Source organism: Micromonospora endolithica (assembly GCF_003626595.1).
Classification (GTDB): Bacteria; Actinomycetota; Actinomycetes; order Mycobacteriales; family Micromonosporaceae; genus Micromonospora; species Micromonospora endolithica.
Map to the genome: position 1 here is coordinate 203,521 of NZ_RBAK01000008.1, position 23,262 is coordinate 226,782.

Annotated in this window: 20 protein-coding genes; 5 read left to right on the plus strand and 15 right to left on the minus strand. The window is 72.6% G+C overall.

What is annotated here, in order from left to right:
- Positions 1 to 56: 56 nt before the first annotated feature.
- Positions 57 to 2,384 carry a serine/threonine-protein kinase gene (locus D7223_RS20870; protein ID WP_186832275.1) on the plus strand — a complete coding sequence of 776 codons (2,328 nt, stop codon included), beginning with the start codon at positions 57 to 59 and terminating at the stop codon, positions 2,382 to 2,384.
- Between the two features lie 225 nt (positions 2,385 to 2,609).
- Here D7223_RS20870 and D7223_RS20875 read toward each other — a convergent pair whose 3' ends face one another.
- From D7223_RS20875 to D7223_RS20890, 4 genes are all read right to left on the minus strand, one after another.
- Positions 2,610 to 3,203 carry a GTP-binding protein gene (locus D7223_RS20875; RefSeq protein WP_120730091.1) on the minus strand — a complete coding sequence of 198 codons (594 nt, stop codon included), beginning with the start codon at positions 3,201 to 3,203 and terminating at the stop codon, positions 2,610 to 2,612.
- 1 nt (position 3,204) lies between these two features.
- A complete protein-coding gene (locus D7223_RS20880) occupies positions 3,205 to 3,582 on the minus strand; it encodes a DUF742 domain-containing protein (RefSeq protein WP_120730202.1) in 378 nt (125 codons plus the stop codon).
- Positions 3,583 to 3,677: 95 nt separating this feature from the next.
- Complete coding sequence (locus D7223_RS20885) at positions 3,678 to 4,082, minus strand: roadblock/LC7 domain-containing protein (RefSeq protein WP_120730092.1); 405 nt, start codon at positions 4,080 to 4,082, stop codon at positions 3,678 to 3,680.
- A complete protein-coding gene (locus tag D7223_RS20890; protein WP_120730093.1) occupies positions 4,079 to 7,660 on the minus strand; it encodes a sensor histidine kinase in 3,582 nt (1,193 codons plus the stop codon). The genes D7223_RS20885 and D7223_RS20890 overlap by 4 nt, the downstream gene beginning before the upstream one ends.
- Positions 7,661 to 8,163: 503 nt before the next feature.
- On the opposite strand from D7223_RS20890, the gene D7223_RS33660 reads away from it, so the two are divergent.
- A complete protein-coding gene (locus D7223_RS33660) occupies positions 8,164 to 8,460 on the plus strand; it encodes a hypothetical protein (protein WP_238162137.1) in 297 nt (98 codons plus the stop codon).
- Positions 8,461 to 8,476: 16 nt separating this feature from the next.
- Here D7223_RS33660 and D7223_RS20900 read toward each other — a convergent pair whose 3' ends face one another.
- A complete protein-coding gene (locus tag D7223_RS20900; RefSeq protein ID WP_120730095.1) occupies positions 8,477 to 9,556 on the minus strand; it encodes an adenosine deaminase in 1,080 nt (359 codons plus the stop codon).
- Between the two features lie 148 nt (positions 9,557 to 9,704).
- On the opposite strand from D7223_RS20900, the gene D7223_RS20905 reads away from it, so the two are divergent.
- Positions 9,705 to 10,436, plus strand: coding sequence for a sensor domain-containing protein (locus D7223_RS20905; RefSeq protein ID WP_158610920.1), 732 nt, complete (start codon positions 9,705 to 9,707; stop codon positions 10,434 to 10,436).
- A 1-nt stretch (position 10,437) separates the two neighbouring features.
- A complete protein-coding gene (locus D7223_RS20910; protein ID WP_120730097.1) occupies positions 10,438 to 11,385 on the plus strand; it encodes a putative RNA methyltransferase in 948 nt (315 codons plus the stop codon).
- Positions 11,386 to 11,547: 162 nt separating this feature from the next.
- Here the strand turns inward: D7223_RS20910 and D7223_RS20915 are convergent, their stop codons facing one another.
- The 9 genes from D7223_RS20915 to D7223_RS20955 all read right to left on the minus strand — a co-directional run bounded on the left by D7223_RS20915 (position 11,548) and on the right by D7223_RS20955 (position 21,584).
- Positions 11,548 to 12,228: a DUF4272 domain-containing protein gene (locus tag D7223_RS20915; RefSeq protein WP_120730098.1), complete on the minus strand. Its 681-nt coding sequence runs from the start codon at positions 12,226 to 12,228 to the stop codon at positions 11,548 to 11,550.
- 92 nt (positions 12,229 to 12,320) lie between these two features.
- Entirely contained in the window at positions 12,321 to 13,604 is a 1,284-nt protein-coding gene (locus D7223_RS20920) for a thymidine phosphorylase (protein ID WP_120730099.1), read from the minus strand.
- A gap of 73 nt (positions 13,605 to 13,677) precedes the next feature.
- Positions 13,678 to 14,382: a cytidine deaminase gene (locus tag D7223_RS20925; RefSeq protein ID WP_120730100.1), complete on the minus strand. Its 705-nt coding sequence runs from the start codon at positions 14,380 to 14,382 to the stop codon at positions 13,678 to 13,680.
- A gap of 12 nt (positions 14,383 to 14,394) precedes the next feature.
- Positions 14,395 to 15,675 (minus strand): ABC transporter permease, encoded by a 1,281-nt coding sequence (locus D7223_RS20930; RefSeq protein ID WP_120730203.1) that lies wholly within the window; start codon positions 15,673 to 15,675, stop codon positions 14,395 to 14,397.
- Positions 15,676 to 15,680: 5 nt separating this feature from the next.
- Positions 15,681 to 17,006, minus strand: a complete 1,326-nt coding sequence (locus tag D7223_RS20935; protein WP_120730101.1) for an ABC transporter permease — start codon at positions 17,004 to 17,006, stop codon at positions 15,681 to 15,683.
- 76 nt (positions 17,007 to 17,082) lie between these two features.
- Positions 17,083 to 18,702 (minus strand): ABC transporter ATP-binding protein, encoded by a 1,620-nt coding sequence (locus tag D7223_RS20940; RefSeq protein WP_120730102.1) that lies wholly within the window; start codon positions 18,700 to 18,702, stop codon positions 17,083 to 17,085.
- A 165-nt stretch (positions 18,703 to 18,867) separates the two neighbouring features.
- The gene (locus D7223_RS20945) at positions 18,868 to 19,929 is read right to left on the minus strand and encodes a BMP family lipoprotein (RefSeq protein ID WP_120730103.1); all 1,062 of its coding nucleotides are present in this window, start codon (positions 19,927 to 19,929) and stop codon (positions 18,868 to 18,870) included.
- Positions 19,930 to 20,205: 276 nt separating this feature from the next.
- Complete coding sequence (locus tag D7223_RS20950; protein WP_120730104.1) at positions 20,206 to 20,547, minus strand: hypothetical protein; 342 nt, start codon at positions 20,545 to 20,547, stop codon at positions 20,206 to 20,208.
- Between the two features lie 47 nt (positions 20,548 to 20,594).
- A complete protein-coding gene (locus D7223_RS20955; protein ID WP_120730105.1) occupies positions 20,595 to 21,584 on the minus strand; it encodes a hypothetical protein in 990 nt (329 codons plus the stop codon).
- Between the two features lie 99 nt (positions 21,585 to 21,683).
- On the opposite strand from D7223_RS20955, the gene D7223_RS20960 reads away from it, so the two are divergent.
- The gene (locus D7223_RS20960; protein WP_186832276.1) at positions 21,684 to 22,280 is read left to right on the plus strand and encodes a TetR/AcrR family transcriptional regulator; all 597 of its coding nucleotides are present in this window, start codon (positions 21,684 to 21,686) and stop codon (positions 22,278 to 22,280) included.
- Positions 22,281 to 22,346: 66 nt separating this feature from the next.
- On the opposite strand, the gene D7223_RS20965 is transcribed toward D7223_RS20960, so the two are convergent.
- Complete coding sequence (locus tag D7223_RS20965; protein ID WP_120730107.1) at positions 22,347 to 23,261, minus strand: sugar ABC transporter permease; 915 nt, start codon at positions 23,259 to 23,261, stop codon at positions 22,347 to 22,349.
- Between the last annotated feature and the right edge of the window lies 1 nt (position 23,262).

A 23,262-nucleotide genomic window follows, 5' to 3' on the forward strand; every position in this document is an offset into this window, starting at 1 on the left:
AGGGAGCATCAGTCACTGGCAGAAAAGACCTGTGTCCCGGGAGGGAGGACGACGCCGTGGCGCTCGTGCGCGTGTACTGCGGTCTGGCCTCGGCGGATCCGGCCGACCGACCGGCCTCGGCCGGTTCGGCGCTGACGTCCGCTGTGGTCGACGACGCGGGTCGTCTGCTGCATGTCTGCGAGATCGGTGACGACCCCGCCGGCTACGCCCGGCTGGTCGCGCTGCTCGTGGAGCGGTCGGGCGGGCCGAGCGGTGCCGCCATCGCCGCCGACAGCGACGACCACACGGTCACCTCACTGCTCAGCGCCGCGGGCCGTCCTCTCGCGATCGCCGACGACGACTCGGTCGACGACTTCGCCGAGCGGTTCGCCGACGACGACTCCCTGGAGGAGATGCAGTCGCCGCCGGTCGAGCGCCGCGCCGTCGGTCTGGCCCGGGCCCTACAGGCCGGCGCCCTCTCCGCGGTGACTCTGCCGGCCCCCCGCGACCTGGCCGGCTACAAGCAGGTGCTGGCCGCGCACGCCGCGCTGGCGAGCGGCCGGCACTCCGCCGCCGTCGCGCTCCGCGAGGTGCTTCGCGAGCTCTACCCGGCGGCGCTGCGCGCCTACCCCGACCCGGCCGAGTCCGTCTCGCTGGCCGTGCTCGACGCCCTGCCGGAGCCCGGCATGCTGGGCGGCACCTCGGGCCGAGGTCGCGACGGTTCGGTAGCCACCGACGCCGTGGCGGCACACCTCGCGGCGGAGGGCATCGCCGATGTGGACGAGATCGACGCGGCGGTGACCGCCCTGCGGGTCGCGGTGTCGGAGACACCCCGGCGCGCCACCGTCAACCGCGCGCTCACCGCCGCCGTGGCCGAGACCGTACGCCAGGCGGTCGCCTCGGTCCGCGCCTGTGACGCCGGCTGCGAGGCCCTGGTGGGCGCGCTCGGCGACCGGGCCGGCAGCCCGACCGCGCCGCCCGGCCGCCGGGCCGCGGCCCGCCGTGGTGAGCCGGTGGCCGACCTGACCCCCACGCCGCCCGCGCCGTCGGGCCTGCGCGCCGTGCGCCCGGCCGAGGCCGAGCCGGTGCCCCCGCCCGGTCGGCGCAGCCGCCCCGAACCGGTCAGCGGCACCACCCCGCCACCGGCGCCGCGCCCGCTCGGCCCTCCGCCGGTCGCCCCGGCCCCGGTGGCACCACCACCGGTCGCTCCCGCGCCGCTGACGCCCGCCGCGATGGCCGGTCCCCCGATCTCCGTACCGCCGGCCCGGCCCGAGCCCACGCCGAGCCGGATCGACGGCCCGACCAACCGCCCGGTCTCCTCGCCGCCGCCCCCGCCGCCCGGCATCACCCCGATCCCGCCGGCGCAGCGCGGCACCGTGCCTCCCGCCGAGGCGGGCGAGCCGTTCCGGCCGACCCTGACCACCGCGGCCATCAACAATGCCCGGGCCGAGCGGCAGCGCACCGTGATCCCGCCCCGGCCGAAGATCAACAGTGAGCCCCCCGCGCCGTCGGGCGGCTTCCGGCCCACCGACCTCAGCGTGCCGGTGCCCACCCCGCGACCCGACCAGGAGTCCGCCGCGCCCGGCTCCCGCGCCAACTGGCCCCTGGTCAACAACCCGGAGAACCCGGCCGACAGCTCGGCCCGTAACCCGGTGGTCGGCGCGTACGGTGGGCGTGGCGTGGACGCGCCCACCGATCCCGGCGCGGAGCGTCGGGTCACCCCGCCGTGGCTCGCCGACGATCTGCCGCAGGAGCCACCGATGCTGCGCCTGGTGGAGCCACCGCCGCTCGCCGACCGCGCGCTGCGCAACGGGCTGACCTCGTCGACCGACCCGCACCTGGAGACGCCTCCGCTGCGGCTCGTCGACCGGGAGGACGCCGGTCGCGGCGCCCGGCCGGTCCCGCGCGCCGAGCGCCCGTTGGAGCGCCGCCCGGTGCCGCCGGTCGAGCACCGTCCGCCGCCGGTCTCCGACGAGGGCGACGGTGACCTGCTGATCTTCGCGCAGGCGAAGTCCGCGTGGTTCGTGGGGCACGGCGACGAGAGCGACCTGGAATGGTCGTCCACCGCGGACTCGGGTTGGCAGGCGGCCGAGAAGGTCTCCCGGCCGGAGGTCGGCGCGGAGACGTCGGCCGGCCTGCCGAAGCGGGTTCCGCAGGCCAACCTGGTGCCGGGTTCCCCGCTGCGCGAGGAACGTCCCCTGCGGATAGTCCGGGACGCGGCGAGCCTCGCCGAGAACACCACCGGCTACTTCCGCGGCTGGCGCCGGGGACAGGAGATCGGCGGGTTCGCGGTGGGTGGCCGTCCGGGGCGGGAGTCCGCCGGGGGCTGGGACTTCACCCGTGACACCGGCGACCGGGACGACGACCGGGAGTACGAGTACCGCTCCGCGGGTTACCGCTCCTGACCTGCGTCGATCCATGCGGGGTGGCCGTGTTGCCACCCGCTCCGGGATGGCGTGCCACCGGGGTCGTCGCACGCCCCGGGGCGGCTCATTCGACGGCTTCGCCCCGTAGCACGCCTCGGACACGCTGACGGCTGTCGCCGTGGCCCGGTGCACCGACACCGTTCCCCGGACAGCAGAGCGCGCCCGGTGGCAGCGGGGCTGCCACCGGGCGCGGTGCGTCGTCGGTCAGGCCGGTGCGACCGCGCGCGAGCGGCGCATCGTCAGCACGTACTCGACGAGTGAGATCAGCACGTGCTTGGTCGACTCCCGGTTACGGGCGTCACAGGCCACCACCGGCACGTCGTGCGAGATCGCCAGCGCGTCCCGGACGTCCTGCGGGTCGTGGTACTGCATCCCGTCGAAGCAGTTGATGGCCACCAGGTACGGCAGCCGCCGGTGCTCGAAGAAGTCGATCGCCGCGAAGCAGTCGGCCAGCCGGCGGGTGTCCACCAGCACCACGGCTCCGATCGCGCCGCGTACCAGCTCGTCCCACATGAACCAGAACCGGGTCTGACCCGGCGTACCGAAGAGGTACAGGATCAGGTCCCGGTCGATCGAGATACGACCGAAGTCCATGGCGACCGTGGTCGTCGTCTTGCCCGGCACCTGCCGGGTGTCGTCGACGCCCACACCGGCGGAGGTCATGATGGCCTCCGTGGTCAGCGGCGTGATCTCCGAGACCGAGCCGACCAGCGTCGTCTTGCCGACGCCGAATCCACCGGCGATAACGATCTTCGCCGACGTCACTCGCCCGCTCGGGCTCGGCGGGCGGTGCGACATGTCAGAGCCTGCGAAGTCCACTCAGCACCCTCTCCAGCAGTTCAGTGCCCACCGCGTCGTCCGAGTCGTCCAGGATGGTCGGCTCGTGGACCGCGACCAGGCCGTCCGTCGCCATGTCGGCGATGAGCACCCGGGCCACGCCGAGCGGAAGCTGCATCCGTGCCGCGATCTCGGCAAGCGACTGCACGCGTCCGTCACACAGCGCGGCGATGTACTGGTGTTCGCGGCCGCCGCCGACGCTGCCGTTGGCAGCGGCACGACCGCGCACCGTCGTCTCGACGAGCGCCTCCAGGGCGATGTCGAGTCGGGGGCGGGTACGACCTCGGGTCACGGCGTATGGACGGACCAACGCTCCGGTCGGTTCGTCACGATCGGCCATGTCGCCGCTCACCTCCTTCGCACCCCGCACCGGCTCTCACCGGTGGCACCCGTTGTCGTTCCCGTCGCCCCGCCGACCTGAGGGTCAGCAGGACGTCAGCCCAGCATGCCCGCGGCCGCACGCGGCTGCGGGGTCAGTGCGTCGCCCACCCGGTCGACGAGCAGGGCCATCTCGTAGCCGACCTGGCCGACGTCGCAGCTGCGGGCGGCGAGCACGGCGAACGACGAGCCGTCCGAGATGGACATCAGGAACAGGAAGCCGTTGTCCATCTCCACCACTGTCTGCAGCACCGCGCCTCCCTCGAAGCACCGTGCCGCGCCCTGGGTGAGGCTGACCAGGCCGGACGCGATGGCGGCCAGCTGGTCGGCCCGGTCCCGCGGGAGGTCCCGCGAGGACGCGAGGAGCAGGCCGTCCGCCGAGACGGCGACCGCGTGCGCGACCCCCGGTACCCGGTCGGCGAAGTTGGCCAGCAGCCAGCCGAGATCCTGCGTACTTGTCATCGTTCTTGCTCCTTCTGCCCGCTCCCGGCCACCGGGCCTGAGCCAGACTGCGAGGATTGCTGCCCTCCCGGAGTCTCCTCCGGGCTGGTCGGGTTGCCGTCCGAGGGGTGGCTGCGACCGCGCTGGACGCCGCGGTGGTAGGCGGAGAGCAGCCCACGGACCGCCTCCGGCGTACGCCGCTGCACCGACGTGGTGGGCTTCTCCACCGCGCCCGGCACCAGCTGGGCCATCGGGGTGCGCTTGGGCAGGCCGGTGGAGGTGGTTGCCGCCACCGGGACCTCGCTGGCCGCGGAAGCGGCCCGCCAGCCGTCGTCGGCGGCGGTCTGCCAACCGGCGGTGCCCTGTGCCGGCCGGCGCTGGGGGAAGGCGTCGGCGACACCGGGACGGGTGGCTCGGCTCGCCGGCGTGCCGTTCTCGCGCGGCGCTCCGGCTGTCGGGGTGTCTGCCATCGGTGCGTTACCTGTCGTCCCGGGTGGTGTCTGCGGCACGGCTCGACCAGCGGTGTCGACCTTGGCGAACTGCTGGGTCGGGGCACCGTTGGTGGCCGCCGGGGTGTCGGCCGTGGTCGCCGACTCCTCCGGGCCCGACCGGCGGGTGCGGAACCAGGCCGACTCCAGCTCCCGGAAGATCGGCAGCTCCATCGTCTCGTCCGCGTACCGCTGGCGGCTCTGGGCCTGCTGCGGGGTCGTCGGTCGAGCCGGGGCCGGCGGGGTCGCCGGGGCCGGCCGGGCGGCCGGGCCGGGCGCGGCCGACGGCGTGTTCGACGTCTCGGTGCCGGGCCGGGTGACGCGCGGCAGCTCGGTGGTCATGTCCAGCGCGGCGGCCAGCCGCTCGGGCACCGCCGGGGCGGCGGTGTCCCGGGGCGGGCCGGCGACCGGCGGCCAGGCCGGCGGCGCCGAGGCGGCCGGCGAGGGCGAGGGCGAGGGGGTCACCGGACGCTGCGGGAGCGGCGCGGTGGCCGGCGGCGCGGAGTACGGCTGTCCGGAGACCGGCGCCCCGGAGACCGGCGTCCCCGAGACCGGCGACGCGGAGACCGGCATGCCGGAGACCGGCGGGCTGGACACCGGCGGTCCGGCGTAGTGCGACGGCGGCGCGGACACCGGCGGCGCCGAGTAGGGCCGGGCCTCCGGGCTGCTGGGCAGCTGCCGGGGGATGGTCGGCTGCTGGCCGGTGGCACCCGGCTCGTCACCGGAGCGTCGCTGCGGCAGCGGGTCGATCGACTGCCCGTTGGTGGTGCGCGGCGCGAACTGGTCACCGCCGTTGCTCTGCCGCGGATTGAAGCCGTCACCGCCCGCCGGGCGGGGGGTGAACCCGTCGCCGCCGTGGCTGCCGTTCAGCGCGCTCGCGCCGGTCAGGTCGGACCAGGCCGGCATCGAGCGGGCCGGACCGTTGCCGGCACCCGAGCCGTTGCGCGGAGCCGGCTCGAAGGGCCGGCCGCCCAGGGTGACCTGGTTGCCGGACTCGCCGGACCGCTGGCTCGGCACGGCCGGGCCGTTGCCCAGCGCGGGCAGCGCGCCGAACACCGGTGCCGGGCCGGACGACTGCGGGGCGGGCAGCGCCGGGGTGGGGTTACCGCGCCCGGCGAGCGCCCGGGGAACCAGCACCGACGTCGGCAGGACGACCTCGGCGACGGTGCCCCGGTCGGTGCCGGGACGCAGCTCCACCTTCACGCCGTGCCGGGAGGCCAGTCGGGCGACCACGACCAGACCCATCATCCGGGAGACGGCGACGTCCACCTGCGGGGGCGTGGCCAGCCGCTCGTTGAGGTCGTGGATCTGCTCCGGGCTGATCCCGATGCCCCGGTCCTCGACGTACAGCGACGCCCGGTCACCGACGCGGCGGGCCTCCACCATGACCTGGGAGTCCGGCGGGGAGAACGCGGTGGCGTTGTCGAACAGCTCGGCGATCAGGTGCACCAGGTCGTTGACCGCGTGCGCGGCGACCTCGATGTCCCGGTCGATGATCCCGAACTCGATCCGGGTGTAGTGCTCGACCTCGGACTGTGCCGCCCGGAGCACGTCGATCAGCGCCGCCGGCTCCCGCTGTACGCGGGTGGAGTCGGCACCCGCGAGCACCAGCAGGTTCTCGTCGTTGCGGCGCATCCGGGTGGCCAGGTGGTCGAGCTGGAACAGCTCGGCCAGCCGGTCCGGGTCCTCCTCGCCGCGCTCCAGCCGGTCCAGGTGGCCGATCAGCCGGTCGACCAGGATCTGCGACCGGCGGGCCAGGTTGACGAACATCGTCGCGACGGACGAGCGCAGCGCGGCCTGCTCGGCGGCGGTACGCACGGCCTCCAGGTGGACCGCGTTGAACGCCTCGGTCACCTGCCCGAACTCGTCCTTGCTGCGGACCGGCAGCGGTTCGGCGATCTGGTTGGCGAGCTGCACCGGGGTGAGCTGGCCGGTCACCTGCGGATCACGCAGCCGGGCCACCGCCTGGGGCAGCCCGTACTGGGCGATGGACAGGGCGCCCTGCCGCAGGTCGCGCAGCGAGCGGGCCATCGAGCGGGCGACCAGGTACGCGAAGAGGATGGCCAGCAGCAGCATGCTCAGCAGCAGGCCGGTCTCCAGGAACACCTCGCGCTGCACGTCGGACCGGAGGTCGTCGGCGAGGGCGATCACGTCGGTGTCGATCTTCGACTCGACCTTGCGGATCAGGTTGGCCTGGGCCACCACGGCCGCGTCCCACTGGTCGGGCGTGAAGTTCGCGGCGGCGAGGCTGGTGGCGTTCGACAGGCCGCGGAGCACACCCTCGTAGTTGGTGTACTCACGGGTGTCGGGACCGGCTACGACCTGGCGGTAGAACTCCTGGTTCTCCGGCCCGGCCACCACGCCGAAGTTCTGCAACGCCTGTTGGTGCGCGGTCAACGTGCCGATGTAGGTGTCGCGCAGGGTCGGCGTGAGTTCCTTCTGGATGAAGGCCTGGTGCACCACGTCACGCCCGCGGGCGAGGGCGTCCTTGTCGCGGGCGAGGGCGGTCGCCGCGCGCATCTGGTCGCTCAGCTCGTTGTCGCCGGCCAACTGGGTGGCCGAGTCGCGCACGGCGATGAGGTTCTCGATGAGTCCCTCGTACAACTGCAACGCCTGCAACGTGCCGAGGCCGCCGTTGAAGACCTGACTGCGGGTGCCGGGCAGGTCGCTCAGGCTGCGGTCGATGTCCCGGAGCAGGTTGCTGAAGTTGGCCGGCAGGTCCTCGACCTCACCCCGCTGCTGCGAGTACGGCCCGCGGGCCGCGTCGACGCGGGCGTTGGCCGTCTGGAACGCCTTCTCGTAGCGGTCCAGATCCTTCGCCTTGGCACCACGCGCGCCGAGCAGCCGGACCGACGAGGTCCGCTCGTCCTGCAGCGTGTGCACCAGGTCGCCCGAGTAGCCGACCAGGTTGACCAGGTCACCGGCCCGGTTGGCGTTGTTGAGCGACTGCAGCTGCTCGACGAGCCCACTGGTACCCACGACGACCGTGGCGATGGTCGGCACGATCATGATCAGACCGAGCTTGGACCAGATCGGCATGTCGCGGAGCCGGCCCGCCGGCCGGCGCAGACGCGACAGGAAGGAGCCTGCCGTCTTTGGCCGTTTGCTCACGTCACCGCCCTCGCGATTTCAGCGTTCGCGCTGCCTCCAGGGCAACGCCCAGCGGCCGACCCGGCGGGTCGGACCATCCGAGATTCCATCACGCCTCCCCGGAAAGAGAAAGCCCAGGTTGGCCGTGGATCAGGGTGTGATGAGATGTTGATGCGATTTGATAGCAGTCCGTCTGTCCGGAGTAACTGAAGGTTATGGAACACCCCTACCGCGTTGTCCTCCTGGCCGGCCCTTCCGGCTCCGGAAAGTCGTATATAGCGGAGCAAACCGGTCTTCCGGTGCTCTGTCTGGATGACTTCTACAAGGACGGTGATGACCCTACGTTGCCGCGACAAAACGGCCTGGTCGACTGGGAGTCACCCCTGTCCTGGGACGCCGATGCGGCCGTGGAAACGATTGCCCGGCTGGCTCGCGACGGTCGGGCCGACGTGCCGGTTTATGCGATCGATCAGGACCGTCGGGTGGCCACCCGGCCATTCGAGATAGCCGGATCGCCACTTTTCGTGGCCGAAGGGATATTCGCTGCCGAGATCGTCGCCGAGTGCCGCCGGCGCGGGGTGCTCGCCGGGGCGTACGCCCTGCGGCGACCGCGCGGGGCCACGTTCGTCCGCCGGCTCGCCCGCGACCTCGGCGAGCAGCGCAAGGCGCCGCGTGTGCTGCTGCGGCGCGGCGTGGCGCTGCTGCGGGCCGAACCGGCCGTGCTGCGCCGGCAGACCGGCCTGGGCGCCGAGGCGGCCCGCGCGGGCGAGGTGCTGCGCCGGGTGGCCGGTCTGCTCGCCGGCCACCGGCACCACACCTGACCGGCCGCGCCGCCGGTCAGTCGACCAGCTCGGCGTACGCGGGCTTGATCACCTCGTCGATGATCCGCAACCGCTGATCGAACGGGATGAACGCACTCTTCATCGCGTTGATGGTGAACCACCGGAGTTCCGACCAGCCGTAGCCGAAGGCGTCCACCAGCAGGGCCATCTCCCGCGACATGGAGGTGCCGCTCATCAGCCGGTTGTCGGTGTTGACCGTCACCCGGAACCGCAGGTCGCGCAGCAGCCCGATCGGGTGCTCGGCGATCGAGCCGACGGCGCCGGTCTGCACGTTCGACGACGGGCAGAGCTCCAGGGGGATCCGCTTGTCCCGCACGTACGCGGCCAGCCGACCGAGCACCGGCTCAGCGCCGGGTGTGATGTCGTCCACGATCCGGACGCCGTGGCCGAGGCGGTCGGCCCCGCACCACTGGATCGCCTGCCAGATCGACGGCAGACCGAACGCCTCGCCGGCGTGGATGGTGAAGTGGAAGTTCTCCCGCTGGAGGTACTCGAAGGCGTCCAGGTGCCGGGTGGGCGGGAAGCCCGCCTCCGCGCCGGCGATGTCGAAGCCCACCACTCCGGAGTCCCGGTGCCGGACCGCCAACTCGGCGATCTCCTGCGAGCGGGCGGCGTGCCGCATCGCGGTGAGTAGTGTGCCGACCCGGATCGGGTGGCCGGTCGCGGCTGCCTCCGCGCTGCCCTCGGCGAAACCGGCCAGTACCGCCTCGACCACCTCGTCCAGGCTCAGGTCCCGTTCCAGGTGCTGCTCGGGGGCGAAGCGCACCTCCGCGTAGACCACCCCGTCGGCGGCCAGGTCGAGCGCGCACTCCCGGGCCACCCGGCGCAGCGCCGAGGCCGTCTGCATGACCGCCACGGTGTGCGCGAACGTCTCCAGGTAACGCTCCAGCGAGCCGGAGTCGGCCGCCGCCACGAACCAGCGCCCCAGTTCCTCGGGATCGGTGGCGGGCAGCTCGTGACCGACCTCGGCGGCCAACTCCACGATCGTCGCCGGCCGCAGTCCGCCGTCGAGATGATCGTGCAGCAGTGCCTTCGGGACCTTGACGATGTCCTCGTACCGGATTGTCGCGACCATTCCTCGACCCTAGTCGGCGCGGGTCGGGCCGCCGACGAGGACCGGCCGGTGGGTCCCGGGCCCCAGCCGGACGGTGGGGCTGGCACCACCATCGACTGTGGTACCCGCACCAGTGAGAACCGCCACCACCCCGCCTACCGTCGAAGGGGTGGAGCGGGCGGCGCGGACGGACGGCACGGTGCGGCTGCGGCCGGCCCCCGGGATCCCCGGCGCGGCCTGGGAGGATGAGCCGGTGAGCGTCGCACGGCAGGCCGTACGGGACCTGCGCCACCTGGTGACCGGGACACCGGCCGTCGCGCTGGCCCTGCTGCTGGCGCTGGCCGGCGCCCTCGGCGCCGCGCTCAGCGTGGTCGGCGTCGGGCTGCCCCTGCTGGATCGCGCGCTCGCCGGCATCCGGGTGGTGCTGGACCGGCACCGGCGACGGGTGGCCGGCGGGACGCCACACACGCCGTACCGTCCGGTGCGCGGGTCGCTCACCGCGCGGCTGCGGATCCGGCTCGCCGACCCCGCCACCGGTCGGGATCTCCTCTTCGCCCTCACCCACCCGTTCCTGGCGGTGGCCGGGGCCGTGGTGCCGGTGGTGGTCTGGCTCGCCGCCGTTCCCGGGCTGGCCCTGCCACTGCTGCACGAGGTACGACCCGACCTGGTCGAGGACCACCTGGCCATTCCCGGTTACGGTGCCGGCACCGCCTGGCTGGCCTGCGTCGCCGCGCTCCTGGTCGCCGCCGCCGGGTGCCGACTGCCCCGCGCGGCGGTCCACCTGGAGGAGCGGTTGATCCGGACGCTGCTCCGCCCCACCGCCGTCGCCCCGCCCGTCCGACCGGGTGCCGACGACGACCGCCGTCCCACCCGCGCCGTACTCACCCACCTGGACGCCTGACGTGGACCCTCGCATCGTCGACCGGCTCCGCTGCCCGGTCTGCGGCGAGCCGCTGGTCGAGCAGACCGCCGGCACCGCCCGCGCCCTGCGCTGTCTCCGCCGGCACAGCTTCGACGTGGCCCGGCAGGGTTACGTGAACCTGCTGGCCGGCCGGGCGCCGCACGTCGGGGACACCGCCGAGATGGTGGCCGCCCGGGCCGACTTCCTGGCCGCCGGGCACTACGACGTGATCTCGTCGGCCCTGGCCGCCGCCGCCGTCGGTGCGGTCGACCGCTGGCGGGCCGCCGGCCCCGGCACGCTGTCGCCGCCGCGCCGGGATCCGTCGGGCGGCGACCCGTCGGGAACCGCCCGGACCGAGCAGCCGGAGGTTGGGGCGTACCCCCTGGTGGTGGACGCCGGCGCGGGGACCGGCCGGCACCTCGCCGCGGTGCTGGCGGCGCTGCCGGACGCCGCCGGTCTGGCGCTGGACGTCGCCAAGCCGGCGCTGCGCCGCGCCGCCCGCGCCCACTCCCGGGCCGCCGCCGCGCTGGCCGACACGTGGCAGCGACTGCCACTGGCCGACGACTGCACCGCCGTGCTGCTCAACGTCTTCGCCCCGCGCAACGGCGCCGAGTTCCACCGGGTCCTCGACCCGGCCGGGACGCTGCTGGTGGTGACCCCAGCGGAGGACCACCTCGCCGAGCTGGTCGGGGCGCTCGATCTGCTCCGGGTCGACCCGGCCAAGGCCGACCGGGTCTCCGACAGCCTCGGCGGGCACTTCACCGAGGCGGCGGCCGAGGTGCACCGGCGGGAACTGGCGCTCACCGGGCCGGAGGTCGCCACTCTCGTCGGCATGGGTCCGAGCGCCTGGCACACCGACCCGGCCGGCCTGGCCGCCCGGATCGCCGTCCTCGGCGAACCGGTGCGGGTGACCGTCGCGGTCCGACTCGGCACCTGGCGGCCCCGCTAGGGCCTGTGTCGAAGTCCTCGGTCGAGCCGAGGCGAAGTCCAGGCGGCGGTCCGGCAAGGCGGAGGTTCGTGCGGATACCGGTGTTGTATCCGGACGAACCTCCAACGCGGCCGGTCGTCGTCTGGGCCCGCCGCAGGCCGGCCAGAGGCTTTGACACAGGCCCTAGGTGGAGAGGTCGACCTCTTCCCACCCGGGCGGCTCGTCGTGGTACGGGCCGCGCAGTATCACCGCCCACTCCAGCGCCCACCGGCGCTGGCCGATCGCGTTCGCGTCGACCATGCCGGGCAGCGTGCGGCCGGCCTTCCCCGCCTCCAGGTAGGCCCAGTCCAGGCAGTAGTGCAGATCGAGCAGCGCCGCCGCGTCCGCCGGGTGCTGCGGCGCGGCCAGGATGCGGGTGCGCCACTGCCCGAACGTCTCCCCGGCGGGAATGTGCGGCAACCGTTCCACCAGCCGCTCGTCCACCGGCAGCGCCGGGTCGAGCTGCTTGGTGAGGCCGAGCACCCAGGTCAACGCGAAGAGGGCGTCGTGGTGCAGCACGAACGAGCGGTGGTCGCCCTTGCCGCCGGTCACGAACTGCCACTCCGGCGGGGTCACCATCTCCACCAGGTGCGAGCTGAGCAGCCAGCTCATCGCCGCCTGCGGCGGCATCCCGAAACAGCGCGCCAGGACCAGGTGCAGGACCGCGATCCGCGCCTCGATCTCGCCGGTCGGTCGCAGCTCGATCTCGTCGCCCGGTTCCCACACCAGCGGAAACTGCGCGGGCGGCAGCGGCAACCGCATCCGCTCCAGCTCGTCGAGGCTCGCCTCGCGCACGGCACGCGGATCGGGGGCGGGTACGGTCACGGCGAATCCCTGTCCTTCACGACTGCTCGGCGCCGGTGGTCCCCCCTGGGCAGGGAGGATAGCCCCACCGTCCCGCCGAATGGAACGCCGGGTCAGCCGATCCGCTCGATGACCAGCGGCGGCCGGGCGGGCGCCGCCGGCGCGATCCGCACCGCCCGGGCGGCGTCGTCCCGCGCCGCCGGGATCCGCGACGCGTCGTCGGCGCGCAGCTCGTACAGCGGGTCGCCGGTCCGCACCGGGTCACCCGGCCGCTTGTGCAGCACCACACCGGCGGGCACGCTGACCGGGTCCTCCTTGCGGGCCCGCCCGGCGCCGAGCCGCCACGCGGCGACCCCCATGGCGTACGCGTCGACCTCGGCCACGAAACCGTCCGCGTCGGCGCGGACCACCTCGACCTCGGCGGCGGTCGGCATCGGGGCGTCCGGGTCGCCGCCCTGGGCCCGGATCATCGACCGCCACGCGTCCATCGCCCGGCCGTCGCGCAGCGCCGCCTCCGGGTCGGCGTCCGGCAGGCCGGCCGCGGCGAGCATCTCTTGGGCCAGCGCCAGGGTCAGCTCCACCACGTCGGCGGGACCGCCGCCGGCCAGCACCTCGACCGACTCGGTCACCTCCACGGCGTTGCCGATGGTCAGCCCGAGCGGCGTGGACATGTCGGTGAGCAGGGCGACGGTTCGTACGCCGTGCGCGCCACCCAGCTCGACCATCGTCCGGGCCAGCTCCCGGGCCCGGTCGACCGACTTCATGAACGCGCCGGAGCCGACCTTCACGTCCAGCACCAACGCGCCGGTCCCCTCGGCGATCTTCTTGCTCATGATCGAGCTGGCGATCAGCGGGATCGCCTCGACGGTGCCGGTCACGTCACGCAGCGCGTACAGCTTGCGGTCGGCGGGGGCGAGCCCGGCACCGGCCGCGCAGATCACCGCGCCGACGTCCCGGAGCTGGGCGATGAACTCGTCGTTGCTCAGCGCCGCCCGCCAGCCGGGGATCGACTCCAGCTTGTCCAGCGTGCCGCCGGTGTGCCCGAGGCCCCGGCCGGAGAGCTGCGGTACCGCCCCGCCGCACGCCGCCACCAGCGGGGTGAGCGGAAGGGTGATCTTGTCACCGACGCCGCCCGTCGAGTGCTTGTCCACGGTCGGCCGGTCGACCGCAGACAGGTCCAGCCGCTCCCCGCTGGCGATCATCGCGGCGGTCCACCGGGCGATCTCCGGGCCGGTCATCCCGTTCAGCAGGATCGCCATGGCCAGCGCCGACATCTGCTCGTCGGCGACCACCCCCCGGGTGTACGCGTCCACCACCCAGTCGATCTGCGGGTCGGAGAGCACACCCCCGTCCCGCTTCGCCCGAATGACATCAACCGCCGCAAAACCACCACTCATAACCAGATCTCTCCAACGTCGGTGCGAATTCCGTTCGGCGGACCGTTACGGGGAGGGGCCCGGGCCCCACACCTCAACCACCCCAGCGGATAGGGATCTCCATCGGCGGCTCACCCTCGCCGGCCCAGAAGATCGTGCCGGCCGCGTCCACCACCACGACCCGGGGCGTACGGGCCAGACCCCAGGTGACCGCCTCCACCGGATCGTCCCAGCTGGGACCCTCCTCCAGCACACCGGTCTCGGCGTCCTCGGTGTCTCCCGCCGACCGCTCCCAGTACGCCGTCCAGACCTGCTGCCCGGCGGACAGGTCGGGGTGCACGAAGACCGTGCCCCGTCCCCGCCACGCGGCGACCCGCTCGGGCACCACCGGCACCGGGGCCTCGGCGGTCACCGCGTCCAGGTCGGCCACGTCGAAGGCGTGCGGCAGCAGGTCGGTCATGGTCAACGGGCCGCCCTTCGCCTCCACCAGGCACGACGGGCCGCCGTTCTCCCACAGCAGCTGCCGGCACCGGCCGCACGGCATCAGCGGCTCACCGGTGGCGTCGACGCAGGACAGCGCCACCAGCCGGCCGCCGCCGGTGGCGTGCAGCGAGGAGACCACGCCGCACTCCGCGCAGAGGGTCACCCCGTACCCGGCGTTCTCCACGTTGCAGCCGACCACGATCCGGCCGTCGTCCACCAGGGCGGCCGCGCCGACCGGGAACTTCGAGTACGGCGCGTACGCGTGCCGCATCGCGTCGGTCGCGGCGGCCCGCAGCCGTTCCCAGTCGATCTCCATGTCGCGCTCCCGTCAGCCCTTGATGTACGGCTTGCCGTCGGCGGCCGGCGCCCGGACCCGACCCACCAACCCGGCCACCGCCAGGATCGTCGCCAGGTAGGGCAGCATGGCCAGGAACTGGCTGGGGATGGTGCTGTTGATCGCGCTCAGGTAGGTGGCGAGCTGGTCGGCGAAGCCGAAGAAGAGCGCCGCGAGCAGCGCGCCGGTCGGGCTCCACCGGCCGAAGATCAGCGCGGCGAGGGCGATGAAGCCCTTACCGCCGATCATGTTCTTGGTGAACGAGTAGAGCGCCAGCGTGTAGGAGGCGCCGCCGATGCCGGCCACCACACCGGCGAGCACCACGTTGAGGTACCGCAGGCGGAGCACCTTGACGCCGAGCGTGTCGGCGGCGGTGGGGTGCTCGCCGACCGCGCGGGTACGCAGGCCCCAGCGGGTGCGGAACAGCGCGATGTGGATCACCAGCACCAGCAGCAGGCCGAGGTAGAGGAAGATGTTCCCGCGGAACAGCACCGGGCCGAGCAGCGGGATGTCGGACAGCAGCGGGATCTCCCAGTTGCTGAACCGGGGCGCGCTGTTGTAGCTCTCCGCGTCGGTCTGCATCAGCCGCTCGTAGAGGAAGCCGGTGACGCCCACCGCGAGCAGGTTCAGCACGATGCCCATGACCACCTGGTCGACCAGGTAGCGGATGGCGAACACGGCCAGCAGCAGCGAGATGAACGCGCCGCCGATCGCGGCGGCGACCAGGCCGACCCACACGCTGCCGGAGATGCTGCCGAACAGCGCGCCGCTGAAGGCGCCCATCAGCAGCTGCCCCTCGATGGCCACGTTGACCACGCCGGACCGCTCGCAGAGCACACCGGCCAGCGCGCCGAAGATCAACGGCAGGGCCAGCACGAACGTGCCCCGCAGGACGTTGACCAGCGGCATGAAGTTCTGCCCGGTGGGCGCGGCGGAGACCTGCCAGCACAGGAAGCTCAGCAGGAAGCCGACCAGGCCGACGCCGAGCACCAGGGTGAACCAGCGCTTGGGCAGCCCGGCGAGCATCGCCGCGCCCGCGGCGAGGGCGACCAGGCCGAACAGGATCGCGCCGACCGTGCCGTTGATCTCCAGCGCGGCGCCGGCGGAGTCCTCGCTGAGGGTGAAGCGGGCCTGCTGGTCGGTGGCGAGCGCCCCGAACAGGACCGCGCCGAGCAGACCGAGCGCGACCAGCACCGCGCCGACCTTGCGGGTACGCGTCCAGAACCCCTGGTCGACCGGGGCGACCGCGACGTTCTCGACTGCCATGGTGGACACTCCGGTCACCAGCCCTTCGCGAGGCTCGTCTGGAGCCGGGCGGCCCGCGCGGCCCGGAGCTGGAAGATCGCCTTCACCAGGGCCGGCGCGGCGATGAAGATGACGATCAGCGCCTGGAGCACGGTGACCAGCTCCAGCGAGATGCCGGAGTAGGACTGCATCCGGTTGCCACCGGCCTGGAGGGCGCCGAACAGCAGCGCGGCCAGCGCGACGCCCCACGGCTTCACCCGGCCGAGCAGCGCGACGAGGATGCCGTCGAAGCCGATCTGGGCCACCACCAGCGGGGTCAACGCGCTGGCCGTGGTGCCGAGCACCATCTGCGAGCCGCCGAGCCCGGCGAGCGCGCCGGCGAAGACCATGATCAGGATGTACGTCTTGGTGACGCTGATGCCCGCGGTACGGGAGGCGTCCGGGTTGGCGCCGACCGCGCGCAGCTCGAAGCCGAGCGTCGAGCGGTTCAGCAGCCAGGCCACCGCCGCGGTGGCCAGCACCGCCAGGATGATGCCGGCGTGCACCCGCAGCCCGTCGCCGAGCAGCCGGGGCAGCTGGGCCGAGGTGTCCACCGTCTTGCTGATCGCGTCGGCGCGGTTCGGGTCCTGCACCCCGTTCTGCACGATGATCCAGGTCAGGAAGTACACCGCGACGTAGTTCAGCATGATCGTGTTGATCACCTCGTGGGCGCCGGTACGCGCCTTGAGGATGCCCGGGATGAAGCCCCAGATCGCCCCGCCCAGCGCGCCGGCGAGCACCGCGACCAGCAGGTGCAGCCCCGGCGGCAGCGGCAGCAGGAAGCCGGCCAGCGCGGCCAGGATGACCCCCATGATGGCCTGGCCCTGCGCGCCGATGTTGAACAGGCCGCCGCGGAAGGCGAGCGCCACCGACAGGCCGGTGAAGACCAGCGGCGCGGTGTAGGTCAGCGTCTCCGAGATCGGGCTGAGCGCCGCGTTGAAACCGACCGCGTCCGGGTCGAGGACGGCACCCTTGAACAGGTTCCCGTACGCCTCGCTGACCAGCGTCCAGCTCGCGTTGAGCGCGTCGGTCGGGCGGGCGGTGATGTAGCTGTAGGTGGCGAGCACCTCCGGGTCGGACACGATCATCAGGATCGCGCCGACGACCATGGCCAGCACCAGCGACAGCAGGGTCACCGTGAAGGTGTTCGCCGCCCAGAGGTTGTCCAGGAACAGCCGTCCGAGCGTCGGCCTGCCCTCCGGGGTCGGCTGCTTCGGCGTGGTCGCCGACTCGGTCTGCTCGGTGTTGCCGAGCGCGGTCTGCGCGGCCTGCGCCTCGGTCGCCGGCTCCTTGTCCGGGGATCCGGGATTCACGCTGCTCATGCCGGCACTCCGCTTCGCTCCGTGCCGTCATGAGACACCAGGGCGCTGAGCCTGATGATTCGCTCGCTCCGCTCGCTCATGCCTTGTCCTCGCTGCCGGGGCCCTCGGGGGCCGGAGCCGCGCTCTCGGTGACGGCCGGGGTGCCGGTCGTGCCGCTGTCGGGGGTGATGCCGGCCATCAGCAGGCCGATCTCCTCGCGGGGGGTGTCCGGGCCGACGATGCCGATGATCCGACCCCGGTACATCACCGCGATCCGGTCGGCCAGCCCGATCACCTCGTCCAGCTCGCTGGACACGACCATGACGGCGGTGCCGGCGTCGCGCTCGTGGATGACCTGGCTGTGGATGAACTCGATCGATCCCACGTCGACGCCGCGGGTGGGCTGGGCGGCGATGAGCAGCTTCAGCGGCCGGGACAGCTCCCGGGCCACGATCACCTTCTGCTGGTTGCCGCCGGAGAGGGTGCCCACCGGCGCGTCGGCCGAGGAGGTGCGGACGTCGAACTGCTCGATCCGCTCCTTCGCCGACGTGGCGATGGCGTCCGGCCGCAGCGCCAGACCCTTGCCGAACGGCGGCCGGTCGTAGATGTCCAGCACCAGGTTCTCCGCGACGGTGAACTCCTTGACCAGACCGTCGACGCTGCGGTCCTCGGGCACGTATCCGACGCCGGCGCGGAGCACCTTCTTGGTGGACCAGCCGTGCGTCTGCGCGCCGTCCAGGGTGACCGTGCCGGCGAGCGCGGGCCGCAGGCCCATGATCGCCTCGATCAGCTCGGTCTGGCCGTTGCCCTGCACGCCCGCCACGCCGAGCACCTCACCGGCGTGCACGGTCAGGTCGACACCGTCGACCGCGCGTACCTGCCGGTCGTCGTCCACCACCAGGCCGGCGACCTCCAGGACCGGCCTGCCCGGCGCGGCGGTCTTCTTGTCCACGGTGAGGCGGACGCTGCGGCCGACCATCAGGGCGGCCAGCTCGTCCCGGCTGGCCTCCGGCGACGCGGTCCCGACGGTCTTCCCGCGCCGGATCACGGTGATCCGGTCGGCGATGGCCTTGACCTCGCCGAGCTTGTGGGTGATGAAGACGATCGACTTGCCGGCGGCCTTGAGCGACCGCATCACGGTCAGCAGTTCCTCGGTCTCCTGCGGGGTGAGCACCGCGGTCGGCTCGTCCAGGATCAGCAGGTCCACGTCGCGGGTGAGCGCCTTGACGATCTCCACCCGCTGCTGGATGCCGACCGGCAGATCCTCGACGATCGCGTCCGGGTCGACCCGCAGGTTGTAGCGGGCCGAGACGTCGGCCACCTCGCGGCGGGCCCGCCGCCGGTCCAGGAAGCCGCCGACGCCGCCGCGGACCTGCTCCGCGCCGAGCGCGATGTTCTCCGCGACGGTGAAGACCGGGACCAGCATGAAGTGCTGGTGCACCATGCCGATGCCGGCGGCGATCGCGTCCGACGGGCCCCTCAGCTTCAGCGGCTTGTCGTCGACCAGGATCTCGCCCTCGTCGGGCTGGTAGAGCCCGTACAGCACGTTCATCAGGGTCGACTTGCCGGCACCGTTCTCGCCGAGCAGGGCGTGGATCTCTCCAGGCTCCACCGTCAGGTCGATGTGGTCGTTGGCGACCAGATCACCGAACCGTTTGGTGATGCCGCGCAGTTCGAGTCTCAGCGCAACCTCCTGGAGTGCGAAGCGATGGTGCAGCGTAGCTGCCCGGGTGCCGCTGCCGGGGCGGACCCGTCGAGGGGTTCGGAGCGGATCGGCCGCCCCGGTGCCACGGTGTGCCCGCGGCGCCGGAGCGGCCGATCGTGGTGCCGTGCCACTCCCGACCAGCCGGATGATCGTTCATCGCGGCCGGCCGGGGATGGATCACTTCGGCTGAGCCGCGGACTCGACCTTGACGGTGCCGGCGGAGATGTCCGCCTTCAGCTTGTCGATCTCCGCCTTCAGCTCGGCCGGGACCTTGCTGTCGAACTCGTTGTACGGCGCGAGCGAGACGCCGTTGTTGGCCAGGGTGCCCAGGAAGCCCGGGTCGGCCTCGAGCTTCTCCCCGTTGGCGGCCTTGAGCACGGCCTCCTTGACGGCGTCCGGGATGTTCTTGACCACGGTGCTGATGATCGCCGGGCAGTCCGGGGTGCTCTTGCAGCCGTCGACGTCCACCCAGATGGTGTTGTACTTGCCGCCGGAGGCCTTGGCCGCACCGGTGGTGCCGAGGCCGGCGCCGCCGGCGACCGGCATGATGATGTCGGCGCCCTGGGCGACCAGCGCGTCGCTGACCTTCTTGCCCTCGTCCTGCTTCACGAAGTCGTTGGTGAAGGAACCCTTCTGGGTCGCCTTGTCCCAACCGAGGACGCGGACGTTCTTGCCCTTGGCCTGGTTGTAGTACGCGACGCCGTCGGCGTACCCGTCCATGAAGATGGTCACCGGCGGGATCGGCAGGCCGCCGTAGGTGCCCACCGCGTTGGTCTTGGTCATGCCGGCGGCCAGGTAACCGGCGAGGAAGCCGGCCTGGGCGGTGTCGAACTGCATCGGGTAGACGTTGGTCGACTCCACCTTCGCGTCGACGATGCCGAACTGCTGGTCCGGGTTCGCCTTCGCGATCTTCTCCGTGGCGGTGCCCATCAGGCCGCCGACGGCGAGGATGAAGTCGCAGTCCTGGTTGACGTACTGGGTCAGGTTGACCTCGTAGTCCGCCTCGGCCTTCGACGCCGTGTACTTGGTCTCGATGTTGCTGTTCTCCGCCTTGGCGGCCTCCAGGCCGGCCCACGCCGAGGTGTTGAACGACTTGTCGTCGATGCCACCGACATCGGTCACCATGCAGGCGTTGTACTTCTCGCCTCCGCCGGCGTTGTTGTTCTCTTCCGGGGCATCGCCACACGCGGCGGCGGTCAGCACGAGCCCACCCACCGCCAGCATCGAGGCGATCCGCATCCCACGCACCGAGCGCAAGACGTCTCCTTCCCATTGCCCGCCGCGGTTCACACGACGGGCAGCCCTTGACCGGCCTGCCCTGCGCCGCCGGCGTCCCACGTTACGGACGGGAGCGTACGCCCGCGCCCACCCACCGGCCGACAACTGTGCACGACCGTTGGAGCCCTGTTACCCCTACGTAACCCTTGGGTGGGCCAGATCACTCTCGGTGCCGGCAGGAGGGCGTACGGGCGTAGCTTTTCGTCCGTTTTCCCGGGGCGCTCCCCTCGTTCGAAGCTACCGCCAGAAGACCGCGACCGCCGCGTTAACCAGGGTCAACCCGATGATCGCGAGGAAGTGGCCCCGGTTGACCGCGTCCCGCTTCCGGGAGAAGAAGACCATGACAAAGATGAGCAACGCGAGCACCAGTTTGGTAACAAGCTTCGCCGGAGCGGGCTCGTCGCCGTCGCGGAGCGGGGCGGAGAGGCCGATGCCGGTCAGCAACATGATCACCGAGCCCCACAGCATGGCCGGGTTGATCCGCAGCCGGCCCAGGACGTACTGGGTGATCGCCCCGCCGAGCAGCAGCGCGAAGCCGATCAGATGGACATAGCGAAGTATCAGTCGAAGAGCTTCCACGCGCGCCATCCTGCCCCATCAACGACGCTTTGTAGTAGGGGGTCCGCTCAGCCGGCCCGTCCCGGGCTGGTCGCCTCGCCCGCGCCGGCCGGCCGGCGCCCGCCCCGGTGCAGCAGGACCAGGGCGACGCCGACCACGGCGTACCCGGTGAGCACCGCCAGCGCCCGGCCACCACCCGCGCCGTCGAAGTAGGCCGCAGAGCGAAGCAGGGTGGCGCCCGCGCCGACCGGCAGCCACTGCCCGATCTCCCCCCAGGGCTGCGGGAGCAGCTCCGGCGCGGCACCGACCGCGGACAGCGGGTTGCCGACCAGGAACACCAGCACCGCGCCCAGCCCGAGACCGACACGTCCGAGCAGGGCGCCGAGCCCGGCCACTGTCGCTGCGGCGGCAGTGGCGAAGAGCCCGATGGCGCCCACCTCGGCCAGCCGGTCGCCGTCGATCACGCCGAGCCAGCCGTGCAGCACGGCCGCGCCGACCGGGCCGGCGAGGGCGCCGTAGGCCACCAACCCCACCAGTCGCCCGGCCCGGCCCTGGACCAGCAGGGTCAACAGCACCCCGGCGAGCATGCTGGCCAGGGCCAGCGGCAGGAAACCGGCGGCGAAACCGGCACCCCGCGGGTCGTCCGGATCGCCGGGCACCACGTCGACCACGGGTACCGGCCGTCCGGCCGAGAGCTGACCGGCGGCCTCGGTGAGCAGCGCGGCGACGGCGGGTGCGGCGGCGGAGGCGGTGTGCAGGGAGATGCCGTCCTCACCGGCGACTAAGGCGGCGTACACCTCCCGGTCGCGCAACGCCCGATCGGCCGCCGCCGCGTCGGCGACGGTGGTCACCGCGAAGGCCGCGGGACGGACGGCGGCGAGCCGGCCGGCGAGTTCGCCGGCGACCGGCGCGGGGCCCGCCACGGCGACCGGGAGGTCGCGCGGCGCGAGGTTCGCCGCTGGTGCCGCGAACAGGGGTACGAGCAGCGCCTGGAGGCCGACCGCCAGGACGGCCACGAGGGCGGCGAGCAGCAGGGGTGACCGGGTACGGGCCGACATGCGCACTCCTTAAAACGAATGCTCGTTCTCTTTGATGTCCAGCCTGCACCCCGGTCGATGGCAGCGTCAAGAACGAGCGTTCGCTTTAGGATGTGTCCCGTGCCACGAGTGCCCGAGGAACACCTCGCCGCCCGCCGTCGCCAGATCGTCGACGCGGCCCGCCGCTGCTTCCTGCGCGAAGGCTTCCACCGCGCGACCATGCAGGACGTCATCGCCGAGGCGGGGCTGTCCGTCGGGGCGGTCTACCGCTACTTCCCGAGCAAGGCCGACCTGATCACGGCCATCGCCGAGGACGCGATCGGCGGCGCGGGTGGGGTGCTCGCCGAGACCATCCGCCAGGACCCGCCCCTGCCGCTGCTGGAAGCGCTGGACCGCATTCTGGCCTACGTGGAGACCCAGGCCGGAGAGGAGGGCGTGCTGCGGATCGCCATCCAGGTCTGGGGCGAGGCGCAGCGGGACCCGGCGCTGGGCGCCTTCGTCGCCGCCACGTACAACGGCTTACGTCGCCACTTCGAGACGCTCGCCCGACAGGCGCAGCGCACCGGGGAGATATCGGCCGAGGCCGACCCCGAGGCCGTCGCCGCCGCCCTCTTCGCCCTGGTGCCGGGCTGGCTCCTCCAGGTCGTCCTCACCGGCGGACCGGACCGCGAGACCTACCTCGCCGGCGTCCGCACGCTCCTGCAACCCACCCGCTGACCCCACGAACGACGACGGGGCGGACACCGGTCGGTGTCCGCCCCCGTCGCGACCGTCGTCCCCCGGTCAGCCCTTCGTGCCGCCGGCGGTGAGGCCGGCCACGAGGTGCCGCTGGGCGACCATGAACACCAGGCCGGCCGGGATGGTGACCAGCACCGCCGCCGCCGTCAGGTACTCCCACTGCGGGTTGAACTGCGGCACGAACTGCTGGAGTCCGTACGCCAGGGTGAACTTGTCGTCGGTCTGGATGAACGCCGACGCGTACATCACCTCGCCCCACGCGGTGAGGAAGGTGTAGAAGGCGGTCACCGCCACGGCCGGTCGGGCCAGCGGCAGGATGACCCGCCAGAAGATGGCGAACGGGCCGCAGCCGTCCAGCGCCGCCGCCTCGTCCAGCGAGGTGGGGATGGAGTCGAAGTAGCCCTTCAACATCCAGGCGCAGAACGGCACCGCGATGGTCAGGTACGCGATGATCAGCGCCGGCAGCGTGTTGATCAGTCCCAACCGGGCCATGATCGTGTAGATCGGCACGATCAGGATGGCCGCCGGGAACATCTGGGTGACCAGGAAGGTCAGCATCAGTGGCCGGCGACCGGGGAAGTTGAACCGGGACACCGCGTAGCCGGTGGTGGCCGAGAAGAAGATGCCGATGAGCATCGTGAACGCCGCGACGATCACCGAGTTCAGCAGCCACTTCGGGAAGTTGGTGTCGAACAGCACGTAGCTGTAGTTGGCCAGGGTCGGGTCCTTGACCAGGGTGATGTCGCTGCTCTGCACCGCGTACCCGGGCTTGAACGAGGACAGCAGCACCCAGACGATCGGGCCGAGCGCGATCAGCGAGGCCACGATCAGCGTCCCGTGCAGCAGCAGGGACTTGGCCGGGCTGCGCCGGCTGCGACCGGGCCGCCTGACCGCCCGGGTCTTCGCGCCCGCCGCGGCCACCGCGGGACTCGCCGCCACCGGGGTTGTCAGCTGGCTCATG

Excerpts from the sequence above, each read along its gene's own strand:
- D7223_RS20880 (WP_120730202.1), bottom strand. The coding sequence starts at position 3,582 with ATGGCCGATCGTGACGAACCGACCGGAGCGTTGGTCCGTCCATACGCC.
- D7223_RS20935 (WP_120730101.1), bottom strand. The coding sequence starts at position 17,006 with ATGAGCAGCGTGAATCCCGGATCCCCGGACAAGGAGCCGGCGACCGAG.
- D7223_RS20875 (WP_120730091.1), bottom strand. The coding sequence starts at position 3,203 with ATGTCGCACCGCCCGCCGAGCCCGAGCGGGCGAGTGACGTCGGCGAAG.
- D7223_RS20945 (WP_120730103.1), bottom strand. The coding sequence starts at position 19,929 with ATGCGGATCGCCTCGATGCTGGCGGTGGGTGGGCTCGTGCTGACCGCC.
- D7223_RS20920 (WP_120730099.1), bottom strand. The coding sequence starts at position 13,604 with ATGAGTGGTGGTTTTGCGGCGGTTGATGTCATTCGGGCGAAGCGGGAC.
- D7223_RS20885 (WP_120730092.1), bottom strand. The coding sequence starts at position 4,082 with ATGACAAGTACGCAGGATCTCGGCTGGCTGCTGGCCAACTTCGCCGAC.
- D7223_RS20955 (WP_120730105.1), bottom strand. The coding sequence starts at position 21,584 with ATGTCGGCCCGTACCCGGTCACCCCTGCTGCTCGCCGCCCTCGTGGCC.
- D7223_RS20900 (WP_120730095.1), bottom strand. The coding sequence starts at position 9,556 with ATGGTCGCGACAATCCGGTACGAGGACATCGTCAAGGTCCCGAAGGCA.
- D7223_RS20925 (WP_120730100.1), bottom strand. The coding sequence starts at position 14,382 with ATGGAGATCGACTGGGAACGGCTGCGGGCCGCCGCGACCGACGCGATG.
- D7223_RS20965 (WP_120730107.1), bottom strand. The coding sequence starts at position 23,261 with ATGAGCCAGCTGACAACCCCGGTGGCGGCGAGTCCCGCGGTGGCCGCG.